Annotated in this window: 5 protein-coding genes; 2 read left to right on the forward strand and 3 right to left on the reverse strand. The window is 67.4% G+C overall.

What is annotated here, in order from left to right; genetic code table 11:
* On the reverse strand, positions 1-3,876 hold a 3,876-nt coding region (locus ACFQEU_RS08660; protein ID WP_379781228.1), incomplete at its 3' end, for an ATPase, T2SS/T4P/T4SS family.
* A gap of 112 nt (positions 3,877-3,988) precedes the next feature.
* Here ACFQEU_RS08660 and ACFQEU_RS08665 point away from each other — a divergent pair.
* A complete protein-coding gene (locus ACFQEU_RS08665; protein WP_379781230.1) occupies positions 3,989-4,705 on the forward strand; it encodes a DUF1405 domain-containing protein in 717 nt (238 codons plus the stop codon).
* Between the two features lie 39 nt (positions 4,706-4,744).
* On the opposite strand, the gene ACFQEU_RS08670 is transcribed toward ACFQEU_RS08665, so the two are convergent.
* Positions 4,745-5,800, reverse strand: coding sequence for a phosphoribosylaminoimidazolesuccinocarboxamide synthase (locus ACFQEU_RS08670; protein ID WP_379781232.1), 1,056 nt, complete (start codon positions 5,798-5,800; stop codon positions 4,745-4,747).
* A gap of 146 nt (positions 5,801-5,946) precedes the next feature.
* Here ACFQEU_RS08670 and ACFQEU_RS08675 point away from each other — a divergent pair, with 146 nt between their 5' ends.
* Positions 5,947-6,597 carry a tRNA (cytidine(56)-2'-O)-methyltransferase gene (locus ACFQEU_RS08675; RefSeq protein WP_379781234.1) on the forward strand — a complete coding sequence of 217 codons (651 nt, stop codon included), beginning with the start codon at positions 5,947-5,949 and terminating at the stop codon, positions 6,595-6,597.
* Between the two features lie 7 nt (positions 6,598-6,604).
* Here ACFQEU_RS08675 and ACFQEU_RS08680 read toward each other — a convergent pair whose 3' ends face one another.
* Positions 6,605-7,183 (reverse strand): hypothetical protein, encoded by a 579-nt coding sequence (locus ACFQEU_RS08680; RefSeq protein ID WP_379781236.1) that lies wholly within the window; start codon positions 7,181-7,183, stop codon positions 6,605-6,607.
* Positions 7,184-7,600: the final 417 nt, after the last annotated feature.

A 7,600-nucleotide genomic window follows, 5' to 3' on the forward strand; every position in this document is an offset into this window, starting at 1 on the left:
GGCTCGAAGCGCCTCGTCGAGCCGGTCGGCAGCGACCGGATCGGCCTCCTGGTGGGCCGACGCAAGCGCGTCCGCCTCTTGAGCGTTCTCCGCGAGCGTCGCGTGGTCCGCATCGGGGTCGGCCTCAACGTCTCGGGCAGGACCGAGGTCGAGGAGCGCCTCCGCGACCGAGTCGGGGATCGACCCTCGGTAGTCGGCGAGGAGGTCGTCAGCGGAGTTCAGAATGGCTTTCGCCTCCTCGCGGCCGTCCTCGTCGGGGTCGGGCCGCGGGACCATCGCCTCGGTCTCGGGGTCGACGTTGATCAGGACCGACTCCATCTCCCGGAGGTCCTCGAGAGAGCGTTCCAGCTCGTCGTTCGCCATGAGCGCGAGCACCGTTTCGGGGTCGTTGATGAACGCCTGAAACGTCGCCGCGACCTGCGCGTAGCTGTTGAGTCCGCGGTCGATGAGATACGCCAGCACGAGTCGCCGCTTCCGGAGCTCGTCGTTGAGGGTCTCCCGGCTCCACCCCCGGTCGAACATGATCTCTTCGAGCGTGTTCGAGTCGCCCATCTGGAGGAACTCGTCCGTCTCCGCCTGCCACTGATACACGTCTTGCACGTTGATCTCGTCGTTCTCGGCGTCGTAGTGGTTGATCTCGGTGAGTGACTTGTTCCGCCGAACTTTGCGCCCCTGGACTCGCGTCGACGTCTGGATCGAGACCAGATCGAGGGCGGTGAACATCGTCTTCGAGACGTTGATCGGGTCCGTCGTGAACCGCTTGAGCACCTCGCCGACGGAGTCGGCGTGGAACGTCGTGTACGTGGTGTGTCCGGTCGACATGACCTGGAACGCGGTCCGACCCTCCTCGCCGCGGATCTCGCCCATCACGATGTAGTCGGGGCGCTGTCGGAGCGCCGCCTCCAGGAGGTCGAACTCGTCGACGTCGCCCTTGTCGTCGTCGGAGAAGGACGGGCGGGTGACCGAGGCGATCCAGTTGCGCTGTGGGAGCTCGACCTCGCGAGTGTCCTCGATCGAGACGATCTTGGCGTTCGACGGGATGAAAAGCGAGACGGCGTTCAGGCTCGTCGTCTTCCCGGAGGCGGTCCCGCCGGCGAATATCAGGTTCTTGTTGTTCTCGATACAGAGCCACAGGAACGCCATCTCGTCGAGCGAGAACGTCTTCCAGTTGATGAGGTCCACCGGCGTGAACGGGACGTCCTTGAACTGACGGATCGTGTAGTTCGTCCCGTGGTCGGACACCTCCTTGCCGAGGGTGAGCTGGGCGCGGGAGCCGTCCGGCAGCGTCGCGTCCACCTGTGGCCGCCGCTTCGAGATCCCCTTCCCGGAGCGCTGGGCGAGCTTGACGACAAAGTCGTCGAGCTCGTCGGTCCCGTGGTACACGTTCGTGATTATCTGCTCGTACTCGGAGTGGTAGACGAACACCGGCGACTCGTATCCGTCACACGAGATGTCCTCGACGTTGATGTCGTGTTTGATCGGGTCGATCCGCTCGTATCCGATGAAGTCGCGTTTGAGATAGTACAGCAGCTTCTCGACCTGATACCGCGAGAGCGTCCGCGCGTCGTCAGCGAGCACCGCCGGCTCGGGGCGGGCACTGATCCCCGACGGGCGCTCCGCGCGCTGGTCCGGCGGCTCGTAGTCGATCGCGTCGACGATTCGGCCGCGAAGCGTCTCGAACCCGTCATTGAGCGAGCCGAAATCCATTCGATCGAGTCCCACGCGGTCGAGCCCCATCCGGTCGAAGCCGACGCGGTCGCCGAGGCGACCGAGGTCGAAGCGTCGGTTCCCCGAGCCGCCGCCGCGGTCGAGTCGGCCGTCGAGTCGGTCGATGAGGTCGACGATCAGTCCCTCGTCGTCTTCCTCGTAGAGGTCATACCGGTCGAGGAGGGTCCGCGTCTCGTCGGCGATGACCTCCTCGCGGAACGCCTCGTCGCCGCCGGCGATCGACTCGTCGGCGTACTTGATCGAGGTCCGGAGCTTCCCGGTGAGGAACTCGGCGAGGTCCGACTCGATCCGGGTCAGGTACGGCTGGACCGCGTAGTATTTCACCTCGTTCTCCTTCGTCGAGCGGAACACGATCACGAACGCGTACGGCTCGTTCACCCAGTAGCGCTCGATCTCACGGAAATGCGTCTTTTTCGCCATCGGAACCGCCTTCTCCAGGTCGTATCGGTTCGCGAGCGTGGTCTCGCCGTCCGCCGTCGAAAAGAACGCGTCCTCGTCGAGGTCGGGGTTCACGTTCACGGTCCGCTCGTCGATCAGGTCGGAGAGCTGGGCTGCCGTGTCCGCGCCTGCAGCCAGCACGTCCTCGATCCCGTCGGGGTCGAACCCCAACGCCTCCACTTTGTGCTCGTGGGTGAACGGTATCGGTTCGTCCGCCTCGTCGGTCGGAAGCTCGCCCGCCTCGTCGCGGTAGCACTGGTCGACGTAGTCGTCCCACGTGTAGTACCCCTTGAGCACGGGGACCTCGTAGAGGTTGTACCGGGCGTGACACAGGTCCCAGAGCGCGTCGCCGACGGCGTCGGCGGCCCACAGCCGGTAGCCGAGGTCGTCGGGGTCGAACCCGAGGAACGTGGCGGGATCGATCGGGACCCGTTCCCAGTCGATGGCCGCCGGCGGCCGAGCCGGAACGGGCTCGACGTCCGCCCCGTCGACCACGACGAGTCCGGAGACCCCGTCCGGACCGACCTCGACATCCACCCCGCGCCAGTCCGCCTCGTCCGATGCGTCCGATGCGTCCGTATCCGGGGCTGAGGGCACCGGCCCGGAATCCGATCCGTCGTCCGCGATCACGTCGTCGCCGCCGTCCGTCATCGCGTTCCCGTCGGTGTCGCGCTCCTCGTCGGTGTCGCGCTCCTCGTCGGTGTCGCGCTCCTCTGCGGTATCTCCGCTCTCGTCCGTGGTCGCCCCGTCCCCGTTCTCATCCGCGATCGCCACGTCCCCGTTCCGGTCCGGGTCGGCGTTGTCCGAGTCGCCATCGCCGGTCGACGAGTCGTGGTCCCCCTCACCGCGACGATCATCGTCGCCGTCATCGCCGATAGTGACGGTGCCGTCGTCCGAGTCGGCGTTGTCCGAGTCGGCTACGTCGTCGTCCGCCTCGTCGTTGGGGGACCCAAACAGGTTCCTGTCGTCGTCCGCGGTCGACTCGCCGGGAGGATCGACTCCGAGGAGGTCCGTGGACTCGGAGTCGACGCCGGTTGCGGAGTCATCGGATCCGAGATCCGCTGTCGACGAGTCATCTCCGTGTTCGTCGGTCGCAGAGTCGTCGTCCGAGCCGGCTACATCCGGGGGCTCCACCGGGTCCGCCGGTGTGTCCTTGGCCTCGTGCTCGACCGATTCTATCCCCGCCGCTTCTCGCTCCGCTGCTTTTTGCTCTCCATCTCGCTCCGCCGCTTCCCGCTCTGCTTCCTCCCGCTCCGCTGCCTCCCGCTCTGCTTCCTCCCGCTCCGCTTCCTCCCGCTCCGCTGCCTCCCGCTCCGACTCCAGCCGTTCCGAGATGCTTCTCCGCCGGTCTTCGACTACCGCCGAGCCACTTACGACGACGTCGTCGCCCCCGATCACGAGCGTGCCGGCATCGGGGGTGCCGTGACCATCGACCGGCGTCTCGCCGTCGACACGGTACGGCCGCTCGACGCCATCGACCCGAACGACGGGCGTCGATGGGTCCTCGACGCGTGTCTTCACGACGCTCGCCGGAACCGAAGGCACGTCCGGTATCCACTCGTAGAGGTCGGCGGCGGCCGCCTCGTGGCCGTGCTCCCGGAGGAACTCCCGCCACGTGTATCGTCCTACCGCTACCGGGACGTCGGCGTCCGAACGCGCCACGTCGCCCGTCTCGTCCCCGGGCGTGCGCTCGGCGTCCGTGCGATCCATATCCGATTGCACCCGACACGTGGTTAAAAAGGTGTCTCGCAAATACCCGGGTTTGATAACGTCGTCTGTCGGATCAGTGGGGTTTTAGCCGCGGGAGAGCCGAATCGCGGCCGTGAGGCGACCTCTCGATCCCGGCCGGCTCCGCGCCCTCGGACGGCTCCGGGAACCGGCGGTTCGTCGGCGGGTCAGGAACGCGCTCGCGGAGGAGCTGCTCGGAACGACGCGAAGCCTCGCAGCCGTGCTCGCGTTGACCGCCCTCATGTTCCTGATCGGCGTCGACTACTACGCGCCGACGCTCGGCGACGTCCCGACGCTCCTCTGGCCGCTGTACGCCGACTCGGCGGTCGCCGTGGCGCTCGGCGCGCTCTCGCTCGCGACCCTCCTACCCACAGTCGGCGGGGGCGGGCGGCTCGCGGAGGTCCCGACGAACCGCGCGCTCGCGTACCTTCACACCATCTCGTTCGTCTGGCTGGTGCAGTTCGGGCTGTGGCCGGTGGTCTCGCTGAACCTCGCGTTCGAGGCGTACGTCACCGCATCCGACGCGTGGATCTACTACTGGGGCGTGCTCGGAACCCACCTGTGTTTTGTCGGGCTCGCACTGCTGTTCCCCGCCTTCGGTCGGACGACGCGCGGCGCGCTCGCGGTCGCGTTCGCGATCGGCGTCGCCAACGTCGTCGTCGACTACGGATTCGGCTACCACCCGCCGCTCCTGTACGACCCCGGTCCCGTCCTCGCGGGAGCGACGTTCGGGATCGCTGTCGGGTCCGTGTGGCTCGCCGATCGCTCGTTCAGGCGGCTGGGCGACGACCCTGAGAAGGAGTCGCGGTGACAACGAGATCAGGGAAGTAGCCGTCACGCACTGGCCGAGTTAGAGGTCCTCGACGGCGGCCACCGCGTCGTCGATCGGCGGCGCGTCGAACCAGTCGGTCCCGGTGTAGGCGTTCGCGCCGGCCGCGTACAGATCAGTCACGTGCCCGAGAACGTCTTTCGGGAGCGCGATCGGCTCCACGTTACAGATCGACCGCCAGTCGTCCGTGTCCCGCCCGTCGACGGCCGACTTCGCCGCCGAGACGGCCTCGACCCACTCCGGCTGAGCGCGCTTATACCACTGCCGGACCACCTCTTTCGACACCTGTGTGCCGCCGTAGGAGAACCGGTTCTCGTCGAAAGTGCCCACCACGTCGGCGACGCGCAGGTCCCCGTCGACGTAGAGACACTCGATCTTCCCGTCCTCGTGGACGAACCCCGCGTCGGCGGCACGGTCGGTGACGACGCGGTTCACCTCGCGGGCGAGCGATTCGAGCGCGTCTATGTCCGCGACGCCAGCGATCCGGTCCGCTTCGGCGCGCGAGAGGTATCGGTCCTGTCGTTCGTACTTCGTCGAGAACTCCACCACGGGCTCCGGGAGGTCCACCGTCGTCTCCGGCCACTCGTCGGCGTCGATCCCGACGGCCGCCGGCTCGACTCGTCGCCGGAGGCTCGACCCGACGGGAACGGTGTTTCGGAACACGACCTCCAGCGGGACGAGGTAGTTCTCTCCGCCGGCGGCGTGGAACGCGTCGTAGTCGTACCCCGCGTCGGGGCCGCGATACGGGAGGTCCGGCACCTGGGTCAGCTCGATCGCCATCTCGGTCGGCGGCCCCTCGGCGTCCGCGAGCGGAACGACCGCGTCCTCCGGGTCGGATCCAGCCCCGACCGCTGCCGGGTCCACGATGCCACGGTAGTGCGTGGATATCCCGGCCGACTCCAGCCGTTCGAAGTTGAACGCGCCCATGGTACAGAGGCTTGCGCCCTTCTCGGGCACGGTATCGGGCATCCGTCCCCAGTCGAACACCGAGTAGGCGTCGGTGAAGGCGAACCGACCGCGCCCGAGGTGCTCGGGTGTCGCGGGCTCGACGACGCGGAACTCCTTGACGCTCGTCATACCGGATCCGGCGACGGCCGGCCCCATGAATCTTTCACTTACGTGGCTACCTCATCGACGTACGACCGATACTGATCCATATATGTGGATATGGCTACCCCGCCGCGCATCGAAAGTACCACCCGTCCGCCGCGCGGATCCCGGGTATGAACGACGAACGCGAGGTCGTCGTCCTCCGGTACGGCCACCGGCCCGGACGCGACGACCGGATGACGACGCACGTCGGGCTGACGGCGCGGGCGCTCGGCGCCGACCGGGCGGTCTTTCCCGACAACGCGGGGCAGTCCGCGGAGACGGTTCGGGACATCACGGACCGGTTCGGCGGGCCGTTCGCAGTCGAACTCCGCGAGGACCAGCGGGCCATCGTCCGCGAGTTCGACGGGGTCGTCGTCCATCTCACGATGTACGGCGAGCGGATACAGGACGTCGAGGCGGCGATCCGGGAGGCGGTCGGACTCACCCATTGCGACAACATTGACGGCGACAACACCAACGGCGACAACACCGGCTGCGACGCCGGTACCGACATCGACGGTACGGACGACCACCGTGATACCTCCCCGCCCCGCGACCTCCTCGTCGTCGTCGGCGGCGAGAAGGTACCGTGGGCGCTGTACGAGCGCGCCGATTTCAACGTGGGCGTGACGAACCAGCCACACTCGGAGGTCGCCGGCCTCGCCGTGTTCCTCGATCGACTCTTCGAGGGGACGGAGCTCGACCGGGAGTGGACCGACGCCGACCGCCGGGTCGTCCCGGAGGCGACCGGCAAAACCGTGGTCGACGCCGACGAATCGTAGGTTCTATTTATAAGGGAACGCCACCGGAGCCGTCCCCGCTGTGGTCGCTCCCCCGAACCGCCGACGCGTACCGCCAGCCCACGAGACAGCCGAGCGGGACCGTGATCCACCACGTAAGTGTGAACGCGATGAATATCACGCCCCATGAGAACGCGGCCGCGCTGAGCGGCGTCGCCCCGCTCAACGAGAGCACCGCCGCGCCGACGACGACGCTGCCGAACCCGAACAGGGTCAGGAGGTACGTCGCGATCGTCCCGAAGATGCCGGCGACCGCGCCGGCAACCGGGCGACGCGACGGCAACAGCCGCCAGCCGACGACACCGACGAGGAACGCCGCAGGCAGGACGAACGGGAGCACGAGCAGCGCGAACGCCGCCATCACTGCCGGCTCGGAACCGACACCGATCCAGTCGGCGGCCACAGTCGTGCCCGCGTACAGGAGCGCGGCGGCCAACGCGGCGATCACTGCCGCGTAGCCTGCGCCGAGCGCCGGGCTCCCGGCAGCTGTGAATCGTCCGGGACCGTATCGCTTATAAATCGTTTCGAGCGCGCCGTTTCGCGATGGAGAGCCGTTCGGGGACGACATAGCGGCGATTTCGGCGAGTTTCGGCATAATCCTTCCGGGCGTGAGCGTCTCGGGCGGCAACAGCGGGGATCGACCGGCTGAGTCAGCCGACTATATAAGTGGAACGAGGAACCATCAGTGTCTCAGTCGCCGCCGAACGAGACGGCGACCGCAACCCAGGGTATCTGCAGTCGCGACGGTGCCGTCGACGTTTTGACACCCCTCTGTCGACGTTTTGAGACACGCTTTCGCTGGAGTCGTTTATAAGGCCACGTTCGATCTAAGTCGTGCGAGCCGGACCCGTGCCTCCTGTCGACTGTAGCCGCGGACGCGGCCCGTCTCGTCGTCCGCCATCGAGACGAGCGAGAGCCGGTCCAAAAGCGGCGGCCAGTCGGCCGCACCGGCGGCGTCGCCGGCGAACGCGACGGCGTTCGCGAG

This window comes from Halorubrum tibetense (assembly GCF_042661865.1).
Taxonomy (GTDB): Archaea; Halobacteriota; Halobacteria; order Halobacteriales; family Haloferacaceae; genus Halorubrum; species Halorubrum tibetense.